Origin of the sequence: Streptomyces sp. M2CJ-2, from assembly GCF_016757295.1 — a bacterium.
Lineage (GTDB): Bacteria > Actinomycetota > Actinomycetes > Streptomycetales > Streptomycetaceae > Streptomyces.
The window spans coordinates 391,825-413,165 of record NZ_JAESIF010000001.1; the positions used below are offsets into that span (position 1 = coordinate 391,825).

At 71.6% G+C, this 21,341-nt stretch carries 16 protein-coding genes and 2 pseudogenes; 10 read left to right on the forward strand and 8 right to left on the reverse strand.

The window, feature by feature from the left end; all coding sequences use genetic code 11:
• Positions 1–19: 19 nt before the first annotated feature.
• Both JL475_RS02080 and JL475_RS02085 read right to left on the reverse strand, forming a co-directional pair.
• Positions 20–2,452: a right-handed parallel beta-helix repeat-containing protein gene (locus tag JL475_RS02080; RefSeq protein WP_202274314.1), complete on the reverse strand. Its 2,433-nt coding sequence runs from the start codon at positions 2,450–2,452 to the stop codon at positions 20–22.
• A 108-nt stretch (positions 2,453–2,560) separates the two neighbouring features.
• Positions 2,561–3,166, reverse strand: a complete 606-nt coding sequence (locus tag JL475_RS02085; protein ID WP_202274625.1) for a hypothetical protein — start codon at positions 3,164–3,166, stop codon at positions 2,561–2,563.
• Between the two features lie 515 nt (positions 3,167–3,681).
• On the opposite strand from JL475_RS02085, the gene JL475_RS02090 reads away from it, so the two are divergent.
• On the forward strand, positions 3,682–4,983 hold the full coding sequence (locus tag JL475_RS02090; RefSeq protein ID WP_202274316.1) for a hypothetical protein: 1,302 nt from the start codon (positions 3,682–3,684) through the stop codon (positions 4,981–4,983).
• On the opposite strand, the gene JL475_RS02095 is transcribed toward JL475_RS02090, so the two are convergent.
• The 4 genes and pseudogenes from JL475_RS02095 to JL475_RS02110 form a co-directional block, all read right to left on the reverse strand.
• Complete coding sequence (locus JL475_RS02095) at positions 4,967–6,790, reverse strand: asparagine synthase-related protein (RefSeq protein WP_202274318.1); 1,824 nt, start codon at positions 6,788–6,790, stop codon at positions 4,967–4,969. The two genes, JL475_RS02090 and JL475_RS02095, sit on opposite strands and share 17 nt — an antisense overlap.
• Before the next feature lies 1 nt (position 6,791).
• Complete coding sequence (locus tag JL475_RS02100; RefSeq protein ID WP_202274332.1) at positions 6,792–7,427, reverse strand: lasso peptide biosynthesis B2 protein; 636 nt, start codon at positions 7,425–7,427, stop codon at positions 6,792–6,794.
• A 511-nt stretch (positions 7,428–7,938) separates the two neighbouring features.
• Positions 7,939–8,189: pseudogene (locus JL475_RS39710) on the reverse strand (MOSC N-terminal beta barrel domain-containing protein); the annotation flags it as partial.
• 92 nt (positions 8,190–8,281) lie between these two features.
• Positions 8,282–8,731 carry a DUF6643 family protein gene (locus JL475_RS02110; protein WP_202274349.1) on the reverse strand — a complete coding sequence of 150 codons (450 nt, stop codon included), beginning with the start codon at positions 8,729–8,731 and terminating at the stop codon, positions 8,282–8,284.
• A 290-nt stretch (positions 8,732–9,021) separates the two neighbouring features.
• Here JL475_RS02110 and JL475_RS02115 point away from each other — a divergent pair, with 290 nt between their 5' ends.
• On the forward strand, positions 9,022–10,281 hold the full coding sequence (locus JL475_RS02115; RefSeq protein WP_202274352.1) for a TerD family protein: 1,260 nt from the start codon (positions 9,022–9,024) through the stop codon (positions 10,279–10,281).
• A 19-nt stretch (positions 10,282–10,300) separates the two neighbouring features.
• Here the strand turns inward: JL475_RS02115 and JL475_RS02120 are convergent, their stop codons facing one another.
• On the reverse strand, positions 10,301–11,494 hold the full coding sequence (locus JL475_RS02120) for a glycosyltransferase (protein WP_202274373.1): 1,194 nt from the start codon (positions 11,492–11,494) through the stop codon (positions 10,301–10,303).
• A 39-nt stretch (positions 11,495–11,533) separates the two neighbouring features.
• Here JL475_RS02120 and JL475_RS02125 point away from each other — a divergent pair, with 39 nt between their 5' ends.
• From JL475_RS02125 to JL475_RS02155, 7 genes are all read left to right on the forward strand, one after another.
• Positions 11,534–12,319: a glutamate racemase gene (locus JL475_RS02125; protein WP_202274392.1), complete on the forward strand. Its 786-nt coding sequence runs from the start codon at positions 11,534–11,536 to the stop codon at positions 12,317–12,319.
• Between the two features lie 90 nt (positions 12,320–12,409).
• Positions 12,410–12,955, forward strand: a complete 546-nt coding sequence (locus tag JL475_RS02130) for a hypothetical protein (protein ID WP_202274395.1) — start codon at positions 12,410–12,412, stop codon at positions 12,953–12,955.
• A gap of 85 nt (positions 12,956–13,040) precedes the next feature.
• Positions 13,041–14,651, forward strand: coding sequence for an apolipoprotein N-acyltransferase (lnt, locus tag JL475_RS02135; protein ID WP_202274398.1), 1,611 nt, complete (start codon positions 13,041–13,043; stop codon positions 14,649–14,651).
• Between the two features lie 67 nt (positions 14,652–14,718).
• Positions 14,719–15,198: an NUDIX domain-containing protein gene (locus tag JL475_RS02140; RefSeq protein WP_202274401.1), complete on the forward strand. Its 480-nt coding sequence runs from the start codon at positions 14,719–14,721 to the stop codon at positions 15,196–15,198.
• Between the two features lie 267 nt (positions 15,199–15,465).
• The gene (locus JL475_RS02145) at positions 15,466–17,460 is read left to right on the forward strand and encodes a GAF domain-containing protein (RefSeq protein ID WP_202274420.1); all 1,995 of its coding nucleotides are present in this window, start codon (positions 15,466–15,468) and stop codon (positions 17,458–17,460) included.
• A gap of 80 nt (positions 17,461–17,540) precedes the next feature.
• Entirely contained in the window at positions 17,541–18,956 is a 1,416-nt protein-coding gene (locus JL475_RS02150) for an amidase (RefSeq protein WP_202274423.1), read from the forward strand.
• Between the two features lie 301 nt (positions 18,957–19,257).
• Positions 19,258–19,725 (forward strand): hypothetical protein, encoded by a 468-nt coding sequence (locus tag JL475_RS02155; RefSeq protein WP_202274425.1) that lies wholly within the window; start codon positions 19,258–19,260, stop codon positions 19,723–19,725.
• Positions 19,726–19,940: 215 nt separating this feature from the next.
• Here the strand turns inward: JL475_RS02155 and JL475_RS39715 are convergent.
• Positions 19,941–20,027: pseudogene (locus tag JL475_RS39715) on the reverse strand (IS200/IS605 family transposase); the annotation flags it as partial.
• A 34-nt stretch (positions 20,028–20,061) separates the two neighbouring features.
• Between JL475_RS39715 and JL475_RS02160 the strand changes: the two are divergent.
• A complete protein-coding gene (locus JL475_RS02160; RefSeq protein ID WP_202274428.1) occupies positions 20,062–21,285 on the forward strand; it encodes an RNA-guided endonuclease TnpB family protein in 1,224 nt (407 codons plus the stop codon).
• Positions 21,286–21,341: the final 56 nt, after the last annotated feature.

Consider the following 21,341-nt stretch of genomic DNA (forward strand, 5'->3'; position numbering starts at 1 on the left):
ACGGCGCGTGGCGGCGGGATCAGGGCAGCTCGGGCAGGTCGTCGGCGTAGAGCAGGGTCAAGTCGTCCGTACTCGGCTCCGGCAGCTGGGCGACCCGGCTCGCGTGCCGCTCCACCATCGCCTCGAAGGTCTGCCGCGCGGTGCGGCCGTTGCCGAACGCGGGACCCTTGGGGAGCTCCGTGAAGTACTTCAACAGCCCCTCCGAGGCACCCTCCGCCAGCCGGTACTCGTGCTCCTCGGCCTGCTGTTCCACGATGCGCAGCAGCTCCTCGGACCCGTAGTCACCGAAGGTGATGGTCCGTGAGAAACGGGACGCCACCCCTGGGTTGACGGACAGGAACCGTTCCATCTCCGCCGTGTACCCCGCGACGATCACCACGACCGCGTCCCGGTGGTCCTCCATCAGCTTCACCAGCGTGTCGATGGCCTCCTTGCCGAAGTCCCGCCCGGAGTCCTCGGGGGAGAGCGCGTACGCCTCGTCGATGAACAGCACACCGCCGCGCGCCTTCTCGAACGCCTCCTGGGTGCGGATCGCCGTGGAACCGATGTGCTCGCCGACCAGATCGACCCGGGAGACCTCGACCAGATGCCCCTTCTCCAACACGCCGAGGGAGGCGAGGATCTCGCCGTACAGGCGGGCGACCGTGGTCTTGCCGGTGCCGGGGGAGCCCGTGAACACCAGATGGCGCTTGACGGAGGCCGCCTTCAGCCCGGCCCGCTGCCGGCGCCGCCCCACCTCGATCATGTCGGTGAGGGCCCGCACCTCCCGCTTGACGCTCTCCAGGCCCACCAGTGCGTCGAGTTCACCGAGCACGGCCTTCGACGGCCGCAGTTCCTTCTCCGGTTCGACGGCGGGGGCGGGCGGCGCCTGCCCGGCACGGGGCCCGGGAACGGCGCCCAGCAGACCGGGGGGGTGGGCCACGGTCTGCACGGCCGGTTCCGCTGCCGCCGGTGACGCGAGATGGCCGCTCTCGTCACTGGTGCAGTCCTCCACCACGGGACCGCCCGCGCCGGCCGCTCCGCCGCTCTCGGCGAACTCGTAACCACCGCGCGCGCAGCGCTCCGTGCGGCACTTCCGCAGCGTGGTCCGGCTGCCGTCTATCACATGGAAGCCGTACCCGCCGCTGCCCGTGACCCGGCAGCCCAGGAAGCTGCCGCGGCCACCGGCCGAGACATAGACACCGGCCTCGGCCGGGGAGTCGACGGTGCAGCGCTCGACGGTCGGATCGGCGCCCTTGGTGACGATCACGCCGGTCTGCATGCCGTCCAGGGTGCAGTTGCTGAGGGTGCCGCCACTGCCGTGGTCCCGGAACCAGGCTCCCGTGGCCGCCTCCCGGATCCGGCAGTCGTCGAGCTGCGCGGTGGCGCCGTCGCTCACCGACACCGCGGTGTTGCGCACCTGCGACAGGTCGCTGTCGACCACGTCCGCGCGGGAACCGCGGTCGAGGACGAACAGGGCGTCCGGCACGTCGTGCACCCGGCAGGAGTCCAGCACGACGGTCGCGCCGTCACTCACCCACACCGCCGGATAGTCGCCGGTGCTGTCGGAGATCTCGCACTGGTTGACGTCCGCGCGGGTGCCCGGGTCCCACACCGACAGGCCGTTGCGGCCGAACTGCCGCACGGTGGTGCGGGTCATGGTGAGGACGGAGCGGGAACGCAGATCGACCGCGTTCTCCGGGATGTCGTGGATACGGCAGTCGGCCAGTGTCAGTACCGCGTCGGTGTCGAGGGTGACACCGTCGCCGGTGGTGCGGTGCACCGCGCAGTCGGTGAGGTGCGCGGTCGCCCGGCCGGTCACCTGGACACCGCTGCCCCGCACCTCGTAGACCTCGCAACCCACCGCCTCCAGCGCCGAGTCCTCCCCGGTGGCGGTGAGTCCCGAACCGGCCGTGTGGTGCACGCGGCAGCGCTCGAGCCGGGGGTGCGCGCCCCCGCGCACCGCGACGCCCGCCTGCCCGGCGGCGACGACCTCGCACTCCTCGAACACCCCGCCCCCGCCGTCGAGTACGGCGATGCCGACCCCCGCCGGGTTGTCGACCGTGCAGTGGCGGACCGTCGGCCGGGCGCCGCCGCGCACCTCTATGCCGACAGCCGACCGGGTGACCACCCGTACGTCCCGCAGTTCCGGGGCGCCCTCCTCTATCAGCAGGGCCGGCGCCGCGGAGTCCTGCCCCTCCACATGCAGGTCCTGGACCGTCGCGGACGCGCGTACGGTCAGCGGGACCCCGTCCACGGGGGCGATGCGCACCGAGCCGGGCGAGCCGTCGGGCCCGCGCAGGGTCACCGCCCGCTCCACGACGAGGTTCTCCCGGTAGGTCCCGGGAGCGACGGTGAGGATGTCGCCCTCGGCCGCGGCCTCCAGGGCGGCGGCGAGCGACGCGTACTCACCTGTGCGACGCCGCCATCGCGATGTGCCGGTGTGCGTCACCTGGACCGTGCCCTGTGCCATGGCGTAGCTGTGCCCCCACCTTGTCGTACGCGGGTTCGCCGTCGAATGCTCCGGCCGGACCACCGTAGCGTGCGCACGGCTGTCGCATTGACCAGAGGCACCAGGCCGTCAGCTTCCGGTGCCGGTCCTGCCCCAGTCGGGGCCCGCCCTCTCCCAGGCCCGGTCCAGGCGGACGTACCGGTGGTGGACCATGCGCCGGACGATCAGTCGTCTGACGCACTCGATCAGAACAGCCGTCAGCAGGGTCACGCCGAAGCCGGCGAGCACGGCGTGCGTCGCGGCCGTCGCCGTGTCCATCGGCCGTGCTGTGGGGCGGCCCTCGGCGTCGGTCCACAGGGGAAAGTGGTCGTCCGGCCGCGGGTCCTTCAGGTGCGTCGACACCGGGCCGCTGCGCTCGGTGCCGTCGGAGGCGGTCCAGTGGGCGAGGACCCGGGCGCGCGGATCCCCGCCGACGGAGCCCTCCGGGTCGACGTTCAGCGGGGAGGGGTCCAACTCGCGTATCACCGTGGCCCGCACCTGATACCGGTTCTCGTGCTGCTCGCGCACGGCACGCTGCAGGACGTCCTCGGTGGCGCCCCCGACCAGAACCCCGGCGACCGGAGCGGCGAGGACGACGAGTAACAGCGCCACGAGCCCCACCCAGCCCTCGGCCAGATCGGTCGAGCGGCACAGCGGGTTGTGCCGCCAGCGCCACAGTCCGCTGATCGCCCGCACCGGCCGCACCGCCTTCCCACCTCCGAGATGCCCACTTCCGTGATAGCTCCCGGCGGAGCGGTTCGTGCGAGGTTCCGTGGAAGAGAGAGGGACATCACCCTTCGCCGCGGTGTCCTTGGTCGGCTGGTACACCCGGGTCGGCGACAGGCCGGCCGCTTCCGCGGCCTTTTGCTAGGCCTTCTGGAGGCGTCCGGATGGTGATCCGAATGATCGACACGGACGATGGTGCTCGAGTACCGGCACAGCACCAGGTCTCCTGGTCCGCTGCGGGCACCGGATGCTCCGCGACGCCACCGCGAGGTGCGTGCCGCGGGAAGCCGGCAGGGGCTCGCCGGACGGCGCTTCACCCGTGCAGTGCCCCAGTGACGGTCGAAGTCGAAGGAGAACTCTGTGGCTCCAGTTGGCGTAGGCCGGTGCCTGCCGGCGGGACTCTTCGCGGTCGGTTCGAGTGTGTGTTCCGGTCGCGGGCACCGTCAGTGCCCGGTGGACGGCCTGCGGCGTCAGGAGGTGATCCCGTGAGGACTCCTCCCGGGGCCGGTGTCGGCTCGCGCCTGCGGGCGCTGCTGATCACGACGAGCACCAGGAAGTCACCGGCCGCCATGGTGTTGATCCTGCTGGTCCTCCTCCCGACGGCGCTGCTGCTGGGGTGGTGGGGCCTCGAAGACCTCAGCGGGGCCCTGACCTACCCGGGGCGCATCACCGGTGCCATCCTCATTCTGGTCGCGGGACTCTCGTTGCTGGGCGCTGCCGCGGTCGTGGACCACTGGGGCCGGAACATCTTCCCCTATTCCGGGGTGGTCGCGCTGATCGGCACGGTCGCGGCGTCGTTGACCAACGCCATGCTCCTGCTCGAGACCTTCAGGGACGGCGATTCCACGTTTTACCGGGTGCTGTTCAGCCTGCTCACGGCGGGTTCCGCATGGGCCGTTATCACGGTGTGGCGGACATCGGTCGTGATCCCCTCTCCGAAACGGGTGGCCGCGGCAGTGATCATCTCTTCGGCTCTCGCGGTGGCCAATTTCGGCTACCAGCACCTCTACCAGCCGTCCCAGCACGGTGCCAGGCCCCTCGTCAGCGTCACCGTGGGAGAGCCTGTGCTGAGCAAGGACCGTAAGAAGTTCGTCGTACCGGTCGACATCAAGATCGAGAACCGCAGTGATATGGGCTTCTACGTGCTCGGCACCGAATTCCACGCCATGGGCGAACGGGTGTCGCTCAGCCGGACGGACCGGCCCCGCGAGCAGTGGCGTGCAGACGCCAAGACGTTCCGTGACTTCCAGGTGCAACACCCGCTCTCCCGAAAGGAGGTCTACCAGCCCGGCCAGTTGGTGTCGGCGCAGCCATGGATGCCTTTCGGGAACTGGATCGAGGCAAACGACGCGTTCGTCACCCAAACGGTTGTGCAACTTCCCATCGACACGCCGTACGACCAGTTGGCGCTCTACGCCTCCGCGCAATTGGCACGCAAGGACCGGCTAGGTATGGACCAGGTCCTACTGAAGGGGTATTCCTGGGGTGGCGGCAAGGTGCCCAAGTGGGTCAAGGAGGACAAGAATGTCGACTCCGTCGCCTACCGCGGCCGGGTGTACGAAAACAATGCGATCGACCGGCACACGATGGACCCCCGCTATGCCGCTGTCTATTGGCAGTTCGGCGCGCATGGCGCAATCCTTTTGGCATCCATCACGCGAAGCGGTGAGGAAAACCGCATCCCGTCCATAGCGGAAAGGCACGAGATGGTGAACCGGTACGGCTTGGTCACCGCCGAAACGGGTCCGATCAAACGGACGCTCTGGGACATCAAGAAGAAGGGATGACCGGCATGGCCGCACGGCGCACGCGGGAGCGCCGGTCCAGTCGCTCCAGCCACGCCACGAGGGCGAGGGAACTGTTCACTCGGTCCCAGGAATAGGAGTCCCCCATGCCGAACTGCGCCTCCCGCACCGCCCGGCACAGCGTCTCGACGTCGAACATCTCCGTGACCAGCGGATGCCTCGCGGAGCGGCAGAGGTCGATGAGTTCGTCGCCGTGTGTCCGCAGGCCGCGGGCGTAGAGCTGGTTGAAGGGGACCTTGTCGACCCGGCCGCCGACCCGGGGCGGAAGCAGATCCGCCATCGCCTCGCGCAGTACCGCCTTCGGACGGCCCGGCTGGAACGCGGCCTCGGCGGGGAGGCGGCGCATCGTGGCGATGACCTCCGGGTCGAGGAAGGGGTGCGAGAGGAAGAACCCGTCCTGCCGTGCGCGGCGCCAGGACAGCGGGTCGGGAGCGGCCAGGTAGTTGGCGGCCTCGTAGAGGGACTGTTCGGGCTTGCGCCCGAACACGAAGCGGCTCTCCGCGATGCCGGCCGCACGGTAGCCGTGAGCCCGCGCGAATCCGGAGCGCAGCCATCGGGGGCGGGCGAAGCCGCCGAGGCCGCCGAGCACCGTTCCGCGGCGGCGGACGAGCGCCGTGACCCGTTCGGCGGCCAGCGGAAGAGCCGGCTGCACCACGTAGGCGGAGACGATGTCCCACAGGCCCCGCTCGCTGCCCGCGGCCCAGTCACGGGCCTGCCTCGTCATCCGCCGGAGCTGTCCCGTGCGGGCCAGCCTGTGCAGGTGAAACGGGTTGGCGTCCACGATCGGATCGGCCCCGCAGCCGGTCAGGAGGGTGTCGCAGCCCAGATCCGCCGCAGCGGCATGGAGCCTGCTCCAGAACGGGGCGCGGAAGGCGTGCGCATGAGGCTCGTCCGGGTCTCCCGCGTGGTGCTGGAAGTCGTCGAAGTCGGCCACGTCGTCGGCATCGAGGACCACCGGGCGGGCTGCGGGCGCGTGCCGACGGATCTCCGCCATCGCCTGGTCCACATAAGGCCGTTCGGCGGCGAGTTCTCCCCTTTCGAAGCGCCCGGCGAGCAGGACGAGGTCCCCGGGGTCGCCTTGTTCCGCGGCCAGCAGACGTGCCGCGAGCAGCGCGACGCTGGTGGAGTCGGTGCCGCCGGAAACATGGCATGCCGTCGTCCTGCCCACACGGCGCCCGACAGCGTTCTCCAAGGCGAGACGCAGGTCCTTCGCGGCCCCGCCGAGACCGGGTCCGTCCGTTGCCCGCACCGACGGGTCATGGGTCTGACGGACGTGTCGCGGCACCCGGCCGCGCATCTGCCCCGTGAGTGAAAGTTCCACCACCTCGCCGCCGAGGATGCGGTGCACCCCGGCGAAGGGGGTGAGTTCCGAGTGGGGTTGCGCCATGTTCCCGGTCAGGTATCGGCAGAAGTAGCGCCGTTCCAGCTCTGCTCCGCCGCCCAGGTGGCACGCCGAGGTGCTCACCGCGGTGACACGGCCACCGGACTCCCTGAAGAACAGGGGGATGCGTGCCTGCTCGTCCCGCATCAGCAGGACGCGGTCGCGGTACACCAGGACGGCCGCATAGTCGCCGGTAGGCAGAGGCGGCGGTGCCGCTTGCGGCCGGCTCCAGTCGTCGAGGAGGCCGCGCGCTCCCGCCACGCGCCCACGGACGGAGCCGATCCAGCCGACGACCACCGCGGTCCCGGTCCGTGAGGAAACCGTCGTCACGAGCCCCTGCCGCGCCATGGCTTCGGACGCCCAGAGCTTCGGGGCGCCCCCGTCCCACTCGAGGCGGAGTGCTTCCACGTCACTGCCCTCCGCCGCCGACCGAGAGGACCGGCGCGAACGCGTGCCCGCGCGGATCGGCGTCAGGGATGCACAGGCCTGCCGAAGACGTCCAGGCGTGCAGGGCGAACGGGTGCTCACGCACACCGACGTGGAGTACGGCCTTCAAGCCGCGCCGCCGCAGCAGGACGAAAGCCGTCATGGCCTCGGCCTTGCAGTCGCCGTTGACGAACCAGCTTCTGTGACCGTGTGATTGCACCGCCCGTTTCAGCCGTTCCACGTCCTCCGCGGCGGCGGGGTCCGCACGGGTGTAATCCGGGGCCGCCAAGGACAGGAGCCGAAGGGTGCGCCCGAAGCCCACGGCCCGGATCAGCAGGTGCACTCCGCGCAGCCAGAGCCCGATCGCGATGTCCGACTGCCGCCTTTGACGGGCCGTCGCACACCCGGCGCGGATGAGACCGGTGACGATTTCGGCGCGTTCCTCGGAGATTCCCTCAGCGAACTTCCGGATGTCCGCCGTCGCCACTCCGAGAAAACGCGTCCGCCGCCAGTCCGCGATCAGCGCTCCGTCGGACATCTTGGTGACACGGCAGTGCGGTGACAGGATCCGCACCATGGCCGCCAGGGCATCGGTGTCCTCTGCCACGTCCTCTGCCACCGCACATCCTCCAAGGTCGGTCTGACACCGTCCCTGCGGCGGACCCGGCCCGACGTGGGCACGGTGGTGTCAGGAGTGGTATCCGTGGCCGTCGTAGAAGGCGCCGCTGAAGCCCCGGATCAGCCGGCCGTTGCCGAGGAGAACGAGTCCGTACGGCATGCGGCGCCGCAGCATTCGGAGAAACATCGCCTACCTCCAGAATCAGGTAATATCGGTAAATTTCAGGCTACTCTGCCCTGGGCGCCCCGCAACCGGGCTGCCGGCACTCGCGCAGCGAAGCACGAGTCACGTGACCGGCGCCGGGTCCATCGAGGCGGCTGAGCCGCAGCCGGCGAGGGCGGTGTGACTGTCGGCCGAGAGGGACCGCACCGGAACGGCCCTCGGCGCCGCGGAAGCGGCCCGCACCCGGCACGCGAACGGCCTTTGGCCGTGTGAGCAAGGCGCCCACTGCGTCGCTGTCGTGAAAGGCGGTCATCCCGGCCTGCGCGAGCAGCGGCCCAAACTCAAAGGGGGGGGCAGGCGGTGTGACGGGATCCGCTCCGGAGGCGGACAGCCGGGGACCGCCGCCGAGCAGGAGGTCGGCGGCGGCCGGGGCGAGGCGTGAGCGCCTGCGTCGGGTGACGACTCTCCCCCTGTCGTCGACCAGCATCCAGGGCCGGTCTCCGGTCGGTCCCCAGGGCTCCACGGAGACCTCCTGGAGGGGCAGGCTCCGGAAGCCTTGACCGGATGTGCGTGAATCGAGCGCAGCAGCGCGTTCCCCATGGAGTCGTCGTGCCGTCCTGCGACGGCGACTCCATGGGGCCGGGCGGTCCGCGGAACGGCTCCGTACCCGGGGATCGGCGCCCCGGGACGGCTCAGTAGCCGCGGTACTGCTGGTTGTTGTACGGGTCCTGGTACGGGGCGGGCGCCGGCCGCGGGGTCGCGGGGCGCATCGCCTCGTAGCCCGAGCCGGGAGCCGCCGGACGCGGCGGCTGGGGCTGGGGGTAGCCGCGCGGCGCGGTCGCCTGCTGCGGGATGTACGCGGCGGCCTGCTGCGGGACGTACGGCGCGTGCGCCTGCTGGAGCGGGGCCGGCTGCTGCGCCTGCGGGTAACCGTAGGCGGGCTGGGAGGGGGCCGCCGGGAGGGCGGGCAACGCCGAGGGAAGCGCCGGGAGATGGCTGCCCGGCGCGTCGTAGGCGGAGGGAACCCGGATCGGGGCGATCTGCGGGGTGCCCCGCTCGGCCACGAGCGAGTCGTAGATCGGGGTGTCCGGGAAGGAGGCGGAGTAGTAGCCGCCGCCATAAGTGGAGCGGGGGGAGGTCATGGCCATAAGTTAAGCCCACGATGTGCTGGTTGGGGAGACCGATAAGAGGGTTGTTTTCCGTGTCCTCAGCGACCAGGGATCACTAAAACGGGCGAACTTGGAGGAAGTGGCTGTTACTTCGGATGGCTTTCCGGTAAAAGCCGAGTTCCGGGCGGGTTACCGGCTGGTCGTCGCTTCTCCGCGCATGCCCGTGGGACTTCCCGCGCGCGGGCACTAGGTTGGGCGGACGAGATCCGACGGACGCCGGGTGTGACCTGGCGAGGTGACACGTGATGGGGGCGGACATGTCGATGTCGAAGGGATCGAACACACCGGTGCCGACCGCGGCACTCAGGGTGGAACTGGGGTGGCGCTCGGGCCCCGGCGTCCCCGACGCGGACGCCTCCGCGCTGCTGCTGGTCGGCGGCAAGGTCCGCTCCGACAGCGACTTCGTCTTCTACAACCAACCCACCCATTCCTCCGGAGCCGTCCGGCACGAGGGCAAGCGGAACGCCGGCGGGCAGGTGACCGACACGCTTCTCGTCGACCTCACGCGGGTGGAGCCCGGGGTCGAGACCGTGATCCTCGCGGCCTCCTCGGACGGTGGCACCTTCGGCCGGATCCCCGACCTGTACATCGAGGTCAGGGACGCAGCGCAGGGCACCGTCGCGGCCCGGTTCGACAGCATGGGCGCGACCAGCGAGAGCGCCTTCGTGCTCGGCGAGTTCTACCGCCGTCAGGGAGCCTGGAAGTTCCGCGCGGTGGGGCAGGGCTACAGCAGCGGGCTCGAGGGCCTGGCCACCGACTACGGCATCACCGTGGACGAGCCGCAGCACGCCGCCCCCGCCGGCCCGGCCCCGGCCGCCACGCCCCCTCCGGCTCCCGCCGCCCGGCCCCTCGCCCCGCCCACGCCCGCCGCGTCGCCGTCGCCGGTCCGGCTCACCAAGGTGACGCTCACCAAGGAGGCCCCGGCCGTCTCACTGACCAAGCAGGGCGGAACCTCGGGCGCCCTCCGGGTGAACCTCAACTGGCAGGTGCGCAAACAGTTCTCCGGCTGGATGGGCAAGCTGGGCCGCCCGGTCGCCACGCACTCCGACCTCGACCTCGACCTGTGCGCCCTGTACGAACTCACCGACGGCAGCAAGGGAGTCGTCCAGGCCCTGGGCAACGCCTTCGGGTCCCTGCAGCGGCCCCCGTTCATCCACCTGGATGGCGACGACCGCACCGGTGCCGTCGCGTCCGGCGAGAACCTCACCGTCAACCTCGACCACCAGCGGTACTTCCGGCGCATCCTCGTCTTCGTCACCATCTACGAGGGCGCCCGCTCCTTCGCCGACCTGCACGCCACGGTCACCCTCCAGCCGCAGCACGGCGCCCCGGTCGACTTCTCGCTCGACGAGTGCACCGTCCCCTCCACGGTCTGCGCCCTCGCCCTCATCACCCACACCGGTGGCGACCTCGTCGTCCAGCGCGAGGCCCGCTATCTGGTGCCCGAGCAGGGAGTGAGCCCCCAGCGCACCGTCGACCACGCCTACGGGTGGGGCATGAACTGGACCCCGGGCCGCAAGTGACCCTCGCCGGCCGGCCGGCTCAGCCCTCGTCGGGCAGCGCGCCCGGACGCGGGTAGGTGCGGCCCTTCCAGGCCGCACCCCGCCCGCGGTGGTGCCGCACCGCCGAATCGACCGTCATCAGGAGGTACAGGAACGCGGTGAACGGCAACAGGGGAGCGAGCCACAGCGGTTGCCGGTAGTAGCGGAGCATCGGGAGGTACGTTCCCGCCATCACCAGCCAGGCCGCCGCACCGACGGCCACGGCACCCCGGTCCCCGGCCACCAGTCCCGCGACGACGGCCACCGGCGGCACCAGGTACACCAGCGCCAGCCCCACGACCGTCACGGCCAGCAGCACCGGGCTGTGCCGCAGTTGCGCGTACGCGCTGCGCGACACCATGCGCCACAGGTCGTCCAGCCGCGGATACGGGCGCACGCTGTCCACCCGGTCCGCCAGCCCGAGCCAGACCCGTCCGCCGCCGGCCTTGACCGCCCGCGCGAGGGCCACGTCGTCGATGACGGCCTGCCGGATGGCGTCGGGGATCCGCGCCCGCTCGGCCGCCCCGGCGCGCAGCAGTACACAGCCTCCGGCCGCCGCGGCCGTCCGTGTCCCCTTCCGCCCGATCCGGCGGAACGGATACAACTGCGCGAAGAAGTACACGAACGCCGGTACGACCAACCGCTCCCAGACGCTCTCCACGCGCAGCCGCGCCATCTGCGAGACGAGGTCGAACCCCCCGGTACGAGCCGCCGCGACCAGTCGGCGCAGGCTGTCGGGCGCGTGCGCGATGTCGGCGTCCGTCAGCAGCAGATACTCGGGCGCACGCGCGCGTGCCAACTCGATGCCGTGCCGCACCGCCCAGAGCTTGCCGGTCCAGCCGGCCGGCGGCTCGCCGGGCGAGCCCACGGTCAGCGGCAGGCCCCCGGCCCGGCCCGCCAGCTCACGCGCGAGTTCCCCGGTGCCGTCCGTACTTCCGTCGTCGACCAGGAAGACCTCCGCCCGCCCGGGGTAGTCCTGGGCGAGCAGCGACGGCAGGCTCGCGGGCAGCACCGCCGCCTCGTCGCGCGCGGGGACGACCACGCACACCGACGGCCACGCCTCGGGCTCCCGCCGGGACGGCAGCCGGACATCCGTACGCCAGAAGAACCCCTGGAAGAGCAGCAGCCACAGCCAGGCGGCGAGGGACACGGCGGCGGTCCACACTACGGCGCTCACGTGCGCAGTCTGCCCCACGGAAGCGGACGGAAGCGGCTCATCGTCTATCGTGGCCGGGTGAAGATCGCGCTCATGGACTCCGGAATCGGCCTGCTGGCGGCCACCGCAGCGGTACGGCGCCTGCGCCCCGACGCCGATCTCGTCCTCTCCCTCGACCCCGACGGCATGCCCTGGGGCCCCAGGACCCCCCAGGACCTCACCGCCCGCGCCCTGGCCGTCGCCGAGGCTGCCGCCGCACGGCGGCCCGACGCCCTGATCGTCGGCTGCAACACCGCCACCGTGCACGCCCTCACCGCCCTGCGCGCCCGCCTCGAACCGGTCCTGCCCGTCATCGGCACCGTTCCGGCGATCAAACCGGCGGCCGCCGGCGGCGGGCCGCTCGCCATCTGGGCCACCCCGGCGACGACCGGCAGCCCGTACCAGCGGAATCTGATCCGGGACTTCGCCGACGGCGCGACCGTCACCGAGGTGCCCTGCTGGGGTCTCGCGGAGGCCGTGGAGCGCGCGGACGAGGACGCGATCGACGCGGCCGTCGCCGCCGCCGCCGAACTCACCCCGGAGGATGTGACGACCGTCGTCCTGGGCTGCACCCATTACGAACTGGTCGCCGAACGCATCCGGGCCGCCGTGCGGCGCCCCGGCCGGCCGCCACTGGTCCTGCACGGCTCCGCCGGAGCGGTCGCCGCCCAGGCCCTGCGCCGTATCGGTGAACGGCCCGCCCCCGAGGCCCCGGCGACCGGCACCCTCACGGTGCTGCTGAGCGGCCGCGAGGGCACGCTTCCGCCGGCCGCCCTCACCTACGCGGAAGGCCGGCTGCTGCAGGAGGTCACCCCCGCCGGGTGAGACCGTCGAGGGAACGGTCCACGCCCGGTCGGCGCAGTGACGCCGTGCGACCCCGTACCCGCGCGGCGAAACCGAAGTAGCCTCGAGCGCATGAGGGACCACCCCCGCAGTGACCACCCCCCGTACCCCCATGTCTGGACCGGCCGCGCGACCAACCGCGTGCAGTGGCTCCTGGCACTCATCGGTGCCGCCTGCATGACGCTCGGCATCGTGCTGGCCGTCGACTCGACATGGACGACCGGCGTCGCGCCGTTGGCCATGGCCGTCGTCGGGTGCATCGCCGCCGGGCTGCTGGTCCTGTTCGGCACGCTCGCCTTCGTGCACGTCGCGCTGCGTGTCGACGAGGACCACCTCGAGGTGCGCTGCGGTCACATGGGCGTGCCGCGCCGCCGCATCCCGCTGTCGTACGTCGCCGGAGCCGAGTTCGTACCGCACGTCACCCCGCGGCACTGGGGCGGCTGGGGCTACCGCTGGCGGCCCGAGAAGGGCACGGCGGTCGTCGTACGCTGTGGTGAGGGCCTCGTCCTGAGCCTGTGGGACGGACACACCTTCACGATCACCGTGGACGACGCGGAGGCAGCGGTACGCGTCATCCGCGACCGCCTGCACCCGCACCGGCCGGGCCCGGTCCACTGACCTGCCGGGGAGAGCGGCCACCGCGATCCCCGCGGCCGGGCGCTCGTGCGGTCGGCGGCCAGGTCACGCGCCGTAGACTCTCCGAGTGACCGTCACCGCAACCTCCGTCGGCGAGTCGGCCCCGATGCCGCCGCAGACCGCGCCCAGGGCGTGGTCCGGGCGGCTCGCGCGCCTCGTTCCGGCCGCAGCGGCAGCACTCTCCGGGCTGCTCCTCTACGTCAGCTTCCCGCCGCGCACCTTGTGGTGGCTGGCGCTGCCCGCCTTCGCCGTTTTCGGCTGGGTGCTGCGCGGGCGCGGCTGGAAGGCCGGCCTCGGCCTCGGCCAGCTCTTCGGGCTGGGCTTCCTCCTGCCGCTCCTGGTCTGGACCGGTGTGGAGGTCGGGCCCGGCCCGTGGATCGCCCTCGCCGTGATCGAGGCGCTCTTCGTCGCGCTGGTCGGCGCGGGCGTCGCCGCGGTGTCGAAGCTGCCCGGGTGGCCGGTGTGGGCCGCCGCGCTGTGGATCGCCGGTGAGGCGGCACGTGCGCGTGTGCCGTTCCACGGGTTCCCCTGGGGCAAGATCGCGTTCGGGCAGGCGGACGGTGCCTTCCTGCCGCTCGCCGCGCTGGGCGGGACCCCGGTGCTCGGCTTCGCGGTCGTGCTGTGCGGATTCGGCCTGTACGAGATCGTGCGGGTGACGGTGGACGCCCGCCGTACCGGGACCGTGCGGCGCGTCGCGGCGGCCGTCGGCGCGCTGAGCGTGGCGGTGCCGGCCGTGGCCGCGGTGGCCGCCCGGCCGCTGGTGAGCGACACGGCCGAGACCGGTACGGCGACCGTCGCGGTCGTCCAGGGCAATGTGCCGCGGCTGGGGCTCGACTTCAACTCGCAGCGGCGGGCCGTTCTCGACCACCACGCGCGTGAGACGGAACGCCTGGCCGCGGAGGTCGACGCGGGCCGGGTGGAGCGGCCCGACATCGTGCTGTGGCCGGAGAACTCCTCCGACATCGACCCCTTCGCCAACGCCGACGCGTACGCCGTGATCGACCGGGCCGCCAAGGCGATCGGCGCGCCCGTCTCGGTCGGCGCCGTGGTCGGCAAGGACGGCAGGCTGCTCAACGAGCAGGTCCTCTGGGACCCGGTGGAGGGCCCCGTCGACACCTACGACAAGCGGCAGATCCAGCCGTTCGGCGAGTACCTCCCGCTGCGCCCCCTGGTCGGGGCGATCAACGACGACTGGACGTCGATGGTCCGTCAGGACTTCAGCCGGGGCACCGAACCCGGCGTGTTCACCATGGCCGGAACCGGGGTCGGCCTCGTCACCTGCTACGAGGCGGCCTTCGACTGGGCGGTGCGCGACACCGTCAAGGACGGCGCCCAGCTGATCTCCGTACCCAGCAACAACGCGACCTTCGGCCGCAGCGAGATGACCTACCAGCAGCTCGCCATGTCCCGGGTCCGCGCCGTCGAGCACAGCCGCACCGTCACCGTCCCGGTGACCAGCGGGGTGAGCGCGATCATCATGCCGGACGGGACGGTCAGCCGGAAGACCGGCATGTTCGTCGCCGACTCCCTGGTGCAGGAGGTGCCGCTGCGCTCCTCGCAGACCCCCGCCACCCGCCTCGGCGTCCTCCCGGAGACCGCTCTCGTCCTGGTCGCCGCGGGCGGCCTGGGGTGGGCCGTCGCCGCCGGTGTGCGCGGGCGGCGCGCCGGTGACGCGTAGTCGTACGGCAGGCACCCACGCCCTGAAACGCCGCGGAGCGGCCCGGCCTGCCCGTTAAGGTCACAGCATGGCTACCCCTGACTTCATCAGCACCCTGCGTGCCTCCGCCGGCCACCAGTTGCTCTGGCTTCCCGGGGTCACCGCCCTCGTCTTCGACGACGAGGGCAGAGTGCTGCTGAACCGCCGGTCCGACACCCGTAAGTGGTCGGTGATCGGCGGCATCCCCGACCCGGGGGAGCAGCCCGCGGCCTGTGCCGTGCGCGAGGTCGAGGAGGAGACCGCGGTGCACTGCGCCGTCGAGCGGGTCGTCCTGGTTCAGGCGCTGAGCCCGGTGACCTACGACAACGGCGACATCTGCCAGTACATGGACATCACGTTCCGCTGCCGGGCCGTCGGCGGTGAGGCCCGGGTCAACGACGACGAGTCGCTGGACGTCGGCTGGTTCGCCGTGGACGCGCTGCCGGATCTCGACGAGTTCGGGCGCTTCCGGATCAAGCAAGCCATGTCCGATGCACCCACATGGTTCGACTCCACTGGCTCCGGCTGAACTGTGGGGCGTCACCCCACGGGGCGGGGGAGGGGCGCTGCCCAGGACGCGGTCATGCCACGGGACAGCGAGGTCACACGGCTGGTCGAACCGGAGGAGAGCGCCGAGGCGGTGGCGCATCCGTGCGCTCCGCAGGCGTCCTTCGTGACCGGCACCTCGCTGCTACCGGACGGTGGCCGGACCGCGCACCGAGCCGCCGTCCGGCCCCACCGGCCGAGTTGTCCACAGCTCTGACGGGGTCGCCGCGGGATGAGGAATCCTGAGGCAATGTCCCGCGATCACGTGCAGTCCACCGAGCCCCCGGTCCCCGGTCCGACAGTGCCGGGCCGGGCCCTTCCTGACGACCGTTTTGCGTACGGCAGTGCCGAGACGCCGTTCCTGGAGCTCCTGGCCCGGGGCGCGTCCGCCGAGGCCTACGACCAGCCGGTGCTCCTGGCCCGCGCGGAGGGACTGCCCGCCGAGCGGATCGCCGCCTTCGAACAGGCCAGGCGGCTCGCCCTGCGCGTCCGCTCCGACCTGGAGGGGCGGCGGCGCAGGGAGGCCGAGCTGTCCGCGCTCTTCGAGACCGCGCACGACCTGGCCGGACTGCGCGACCTGGACGCCGTGCTCCAGGCGATCGTGCAGCGCGCCCGCTCGCTGCTCGGCACCGACGTCGCCTACCTCAGCCTGAACGACCCGGCCCGGGGCGACACCTACATGCGGGTCACCGAGGGCTCGGTCGCGGCCCGCTTCCAGCAGTTGCGCCTCGGCATGGGCGAGGGTCTGGGCGGCCTGGTCGCCCAGACCGCCCGCCCCTATGTGACCGACGACTACTTCCACGACGACCGCTTCGAGCACACCCTCTCCATCGACACCGGCGTGCGGGACGAGGGACTGGTGGCCATCCTCGGGGTGCCCCTCATGCTGGGGCACACCGTCATCGGCGTGCTGTTCGCCGCGGACCGGCGGGTCCGGGTCTTCGAGCGGGAACAGGTCGCCCTGGTCGGCTCCTTCGCCGCGCTCGCCGCGGCGGCCATCGACACCGCGAACCTGCTCGCCGAGACCCGCTCGGCCCTCGCCGACCTGGAGCGCGCCAACGAGATCATCCAGGACCGCAGCGGGGTCATCGAACGCGCCTCCGACGTCCACGACCGGCTCGCCGAACTCGTCCTGCGCGGCGGCGGGGTCCATGACGTGGCCGCCGCCGTCTCCCAGGTCCTGGACGGCACCGTCGAGTTCACCGAGGCCGCCGCCGCACCGGCCCAGGCCCTCGAGGCGTCCCGCGCGGAGGGACACGCGGTACGGCACGGCCGCGACTGGGTCGCCGCCGTGGCCGCGGGCGACGAGCTCCTCGGCGCCCTCGTGCTGCGCGGCCACCCCGTCCTGGACCCCGTCGACCAGCGCACTCTGGAACGCGCCGCCATGGTCACCTCGCTCCTGCTGCTCGCCCGCCGCTCCGCCGCCGAGGCGGAGCAACGCGTCCGCGGCGAACTGCTCGACCACCTGCTCGACGCCCGCGACCGCGATCCGCGCCTGCTGCGCGAGCGCGCGGCCCGGCTGCACGCCGACCTCGACGCCACCCATGTCGTGCTCAGCGCCAGCCTGGAGGGCGCCGCCGCCGACGCCGACGAGGAGGAGGACGCCCGGCGGCGCCTGTGGGCCGCGGCGTCGCACCTCGCGGCGACCCGCCACGGTCTCGCCTCCGCGCGTGACGGCGGCACCGTCCTGCTGCTGCCCCTCGCCCCCGGTGACACCGCCACCGACCTGGCCCGTCGTACCGCCCGACACCTGGGAACGGCCGTGCACGAGCCGGTCACCGTCGGCGCGTCCGCCCCGGTCGAGCACCTCACCGCCCGCCCCGACACCGTGGCGGCGGCCTACGCGGAGGCCCGGCGCTGTCTCGACGCCCTGCGCGTGCTGGGCCGCCCCGGCGACGGTGCCGCCGCCGAGGACTTCGGCTTCCTGGGGCTGCTCCTGGCCGGGGAGCGGGACATCACGGGCTTCGTCGACCGCACCCTCGGCCCGGTCGTCGCGTACGACGAACGGCGCGGCACCGAACTGCTGCGCACCCTCGACACGTACTTCGCCTGCAGCATGAGCCCTGCCCGTACCAAGGACGACCTGCACGTGCATGTGAACACGGTGGCCCAGCGCCTGGAGCGCGTCGGTCACCTCCTGGGCGACGACTGGCAGAGCCCGGCCCGCGCCCTGGAGATCCAGCTGGCCCTGCGCCTGTACCGGTTCTCGGCACCGGCGGACCCGTCGGCGCCCGGACGGAGCTGACGGGTGGCCCTCTCGCGTGTTACTCGTCGGTACGGAATGATGCCGGGCAACCATCCGTACGGCCGGGAGCTGAGGTAGCGGTGACGACTTTCGAGGAACGCGGCGCGGTGCACGCCTTCCGGGACGACGCCCTGGGGGAACACGACGCCGTCGGTCTTGCCGCGGCGATCCGGCGGGGTGAGGTGAGTGCCGCCGAGGCCGCCCGGGACGCGGCGGAGCGGGTGCGGTCGGTCGAGGCGAGACTCAACGCGGTCCAGACGCACGCCGAGGTCCCGGCGCGCGTCGGCGGGACGGGTGGCGCCTTCGCCGGGGTGCCGACATTCGTCAAGGACAACACCGACTACCGGGGGCTGCCCACCGGCCACGGCAGCGCCGCTTTCACTCCGGCGGCCGCGCGGCGGCACGCGCCGTTCGTCCGGCAGTTCCTGAGCACCGGCGTCACGGTGCTGGGCAAGACCCGGCTGCCCGAGTTCGGGTTCAGCCCGACCACCGAGTACGAGGGCGCCGAGCCCGTTCGCAACCCGTGGAACACGGGCTACTCGGCGGGTGGTTCCTCGGGCGGCAGCGCGGCGCTCGTCGCCGCCGGGGCGGTACCGATCGCCCACGCCAACGACGGCGGCGGATCGATCCGGATCCCCGCCGCCTGCTGCGGGCTCGTCGGTCTCAAGCCGACCCGTGGCCGGGTCGTGGCCAATGCGCAAGGCCGTCAACTGCCTCTGGACATAGTCTCCGACGGCATCGTGAGCCGTTCCGTGCGCGACACCGCCGCGTTCCTCGCCGCCGCCGAGACGTACTGGCGCAACCCCGAGTTGCCGCCCCTGGGCCTGGTCGAAGGCCCCTCGGGACGGCGGATGCGCATCGGATTCCTGCTGGACTCGCCGAACGGTGTCCCCTCCGACACCACCACCCGGGAAGCCGTCACCGGGACCGCGGCGACACTGGAACGGCTGGGCCACACCGTGGAGCCCGTGGAGTTGGCCATCGACCCCCGTTTCACCGAGGACTTCCTCACCTACTGGGGGCTGCTGTCGTTTCTCCTCGGCGTCACGGGCCGGACCCTCGGCGCGGACTTCGACCGGCGCCGGATGGACGGCCTCAGCAGGGGCCTGCGCGAGGAATACGTCAAGTCCTGGCGGCGTACTCCGGGCATGCTGCGGCGGCTGAAACGTACCCGGGAGGCGTACGCGGCGGCGTTCCGCGGGTTCGATCTCGTCCTTTCCCCCGTGCTCGCCCACACCACGCCGCCGATCGGTCATCTCAGCCCGGCCGTCTCCTACCCGGAACTGATCGAGCGGATTCTGGCGTACGTCGCTTTCACGCCGGTCAACAATGTCGTCGGTACGCCGTCGATCTCGGTGCCCGCCCCGGGCGCGACGGAGGACGGGTTGCCCGTCGGCATCATGCTCTCCGGCCGCCCCGGCAGTGAACGGGCGCTGCTGGAGGCCGCGTTCGCGCTGGAGGCGGACCGCCCTTTCCGGCGTGTCCAGGACGTGTGAGCGCGGTCGTCGCGCCTGACGCCTTGTCCGTTTCTGATCAGTTGAAGATGACTGCTTTTCCGGGTGGGCGATTTACGCCCTGACTGTGCCTAATTCACGAAATGCGGGGTGATGCTCACTCGTGTCGCGCTGACGTTGGCGGCCGTCGCGGTGTTCGTGGCCGCGACGCCGGGGTCGGGGGAATGCGAGAACGAGTGTGAAAACGATTCTGTTCGTTCACGGAACGGGCGTTCGGTCGAAGCGTGAGCGGGAGGCGCTCGACACGATCGGGGACGGTTTCCGGAAGGTGTTGCCGGACACCGTGGTGGAGACGTGTTCCTGGGGAGACGCCCTCGGCGTCGCGCCGGCGAACGGTACCGACGCGCCGGACGGAGCGGGACCGGCCTGGTCCCCCGACGGGTCCGGAGTCACCTGGTCGGACGCGGAGCGGGCGGTGTGGGCCCGGCTGTACGACGACCCGCTTTACGAGATCCGGACGGCGGTCCTGGCGGCACCCGGTGACGCGTCCGCCACCTCGCCGAGGGCGCTGAATCTGCTGAGAAGCCGCGTACGGGATCTGGCGGCCGATCCCGATGTCGGCGAATTGGTTCCGGACGGCGAGCCGAGGGAGCAATTCCGTGAAGCCGTCGCGGAATTGCTGGGCGCCCAGGAGTTCGCCGCGGCCCTCCCCTTTCTCGCCGCGAGGGCGTCGCACGACCTGGTCGCGCGGTCCGTCACCTCCGCCTACCGGGATTCATTCGCAGTGCATCGGGCTTCAGCCCGGTGGTGAAGCGAATCTGATGGTCGCGACGCGGAGCGTCGCCGCATCTGGTCCGGCGGAGCCGGACACGGCGGTTCACCGTCTGCGGCGCGGAGCGTCGTGATCGCTTCTCCTGGCGGAGCCGGGCTGTGCTCACACCGGCCGGTCCTGCTGTTCGATGTACTGCCCGACCACAGTGAGGAGGTGCCGCTGATCTCCTCCATCCGCCTCAAGCGGGCACCAGTGAACACCTTGTGCCGGAACCCGGTCACGAAGACCAGATGCACATGCATGACGAGAACACAGTGCCGACCAGTTCTGATCTTCTGCATCTCACCCACAACTCAGGTACGTAGGGTGACGGTCATGCAGCTTCGGTACGGCTTCCGCCTGTACCCGGACACCGGCCAGCAGACCGCGTTGGCGAAGGCGTTCGGGTGCGCCCGCGTCGTGTTCAACGACGCGGTCCGCGCCCGCGAGGACGCCCGGACGGCGGGCGGGACGTTCCCGAAGATCGGTGAGCTGTCCACGCGCCTGATCACCCAGGCCAAGCGGACAGCGGACCGGTCCTGGCTGGGCGAGGTCTCCGCGGTGGTGTTGCAGCAGTCCCTGCGGGACGCCGAGACCGCATATCGCAACTTCTTCGCCTCCCTCAAGGGCACCCGCAAGGGTCCGAAGCTGGGCCCGTCCCGCTTCAAGTCCCGCAGGGATGCCCGTCAGTCGATCCGGTTCACCGCCAACGCCCGCTGGAACATCACCGACAGCGGCCGTCTGCACCTGCCGAAGATCGGCGCGGTGAAGGTGAAGTGGTCCCGCGCGCTGCCCACCACCCCCACCTCCGTCACCGTCATCAAGGACGCGGCCGGAAGGTACTTCGCCTCCTTCGTCATCGACACCGACCCCGCCGCCGACCGGGCGCGGATGCCCGGAACCGACCGCACCATCGGCATCGATCTCGGCCTGACGCACTTCGCCGTCCTGTCCGACGGCACGAAGATCGACTCCCCGCGGTTTTTGCGGCGCGTGGAGAAGAAGCTGAAGAAGGCTCAGCGGGAGCTGTCCCGCAAGCAGAAGGGGAGCAAGAACCGGGCCAAGGCTCGCCTGAAGGTCGCCCGCGCCCACGCCGAGGTCGCCGACGCGCGCCGCGAGTTCCATCACCGGCTCTCCACGAAGCTGATCTCCGAGAACCAAGGGATCGCGGTGGAGGACCTGTCGGTGGTGGGACTGGCCCGCACGAGGCTGGCCAAGTCGGTGCACGACGCCGGATGGTCATCGTTCATCGGCATGCTGGAGTACAAAGCGGAACGGTACGGCCGGACCCTGGTGAAGATCGGCCGGTTCGAGCCGACCTCCCAGACCTGCTCCGCCTGCGGGGTCAAGGACGGACCCAAACCCCTGAATGTCCGGGAGTGGACCTGTACCGCCTGCGGCACCGTCCACGACCGGGACACCAACGCCGCGATCAACGTGAAGACGGCCGCCGGACTGGCGGCATCGGCCTGCGGAGCGCCGGTAGGACCAGGAGTAATCCCGGCACGGCGCGAAGAAACAGGAAGCCACGGATTCCCGACCGAACCCCGTGCCGCGTAGCGGCACGGCAACGATCGAGAAGGCCGGAATCCCCGGGCTTCAGCCCGAGGAGCAAG

What these genes read in the sequence shown, in the direction of transcription:
- JL475_RS02080 (WP_202274314.1), bottom strand. Translation starts at nt 2,452, where the DNA reads ATGGCACAGGGCACGGTCCAGGTGACGCACACCGGCACATCGCGATGG.
- JL475_RS02110 (WP_202274349.1), bottom strand. Translation starts at nt 8,731, where the DNA reads ATGACCTCCCCCCGCTCCACTTATGGCGGCGGCTACTACTCCGCCTCC.
- JL475_RS02115 (WP_202274352.1), top strand. Translation starts at nt 9,022, where the DNA reads ATGTCGAAGGGATCGAACACACCGGTGCCGACCGCGGCACTCAGGGTG.
- JL475_RS02130 (WP_202274395.1), top strand. Translation starts at nt 12,410, where the DNA reads ATGAGGGACCACCCCCGCAGTGACCACCCCCCGTACCCCCATGTCTGG.
- JL475_RS02140 (WP_202274401.1), top strand. Translation starts at nt 14,719, where the DNA reads ATGGCTACCCCTGACTTCATCAGCACCCTGCGTGCCTCCGCCGGCCAC.
- JL475_RS02145 (WP_202274420.1), top strand. Translation starts at nt 15,466, where the DNA reads ATGTCCCGCGATCACGTGCAGTCCACCGAGCCCCCGGTCCCCGGTCCG.
- JL475_RS02160 (WP_202274428.1), top strand. Translation starts at nt 20,062, where the DNA reads ATGCAGCTTCGGTACGGCTTCCGCCTGTACCCGGACACCGGCCAGCAG.